The sequence below is a fragment of the Curtobacterium pusillum genome (genome assembly GCF_007673235.1).
Lineage (GTDB): Bacteria > Actinomycetota > Actinomycetes > Actinomycetales > Microbacteriaceae > Curtobacterium > Curtobacterium pusillum_C.
This window is the reverse complement of sequence record NZ_VDZH01000017.1, coordinates 1-648: the sequence shown is the minus strand read 5'-3', so window position 1 is coordinate 648 and position 648 is coordinate 1. Positions and strand designations below refer to the sequence as shown.

1 protein-coding gene is annotated in these 648 nt (G+C 66.7%); it reads left to right on the top strand.

Annotated elements, in window-relative coordinates:
- Positions 1-648, top strand: a 648-nt coding sequence (locus FS532_RS18860) for a hypothetical protein (RefSeq protein WP_186322148.1), incomplete at both ends; no start/stop codon positions are given.

Sequence of the window (648 nt, the reverse complement as noted above, 5' to 3'; positions counted from 1 at the left end):
CGCGACCACCGGTGCGCTCGTGCTCGGTGGTGCCGCGTTCGGCATCTCCTCCGCCCAGGCGTCCACGCCGACGGTGCACACCGTCTCCTCCAGCTCGTCGAAGATCCCGGCTCCGGTCGCTTCGGTGCCGGAGGTCCTCGGTGGCAGCACGGCCGTCGCTCTCGACTCGGGCTTCACCGACGCGCTGACCGCGCTGAAGCTGACCCCGGGTGTGTCCGGCAACGCCAAGCTCGCTGACGGTTCGGTGTCGTTCCCGATCACCGCCGGTTCGGTGACGTACTGGTCGCCGGACGGCAACTACCGTCCGTACGTGCAGGGTCTGCTGAACCACGACGACTCGGGTCTGACCCTGTCGGCTGGTGACACGACGGTGACGTTGGAGAACTTCGTGGTGAACCCGGGTTCGTCCAAGCTCTACGGTGACGTCCTCGTCAACGGCAAGGTCGCGGTCGCGAACGCGTACCTGTTCTCGCTGCACGGTGGCACGCTCAAGCCGCTGCAGCTCGAGGGTGACAACGCGATCCTGACCGGCACCACGGTGCACGTGTCCGCTGACGCCGCAAAGCTGCTCAACAGCACCTTCAAGACCGACGCCGTCAAGAGCGGCCTCCTCGTCGGCACCGCCACCATCACCGCCAAGATCAAGTA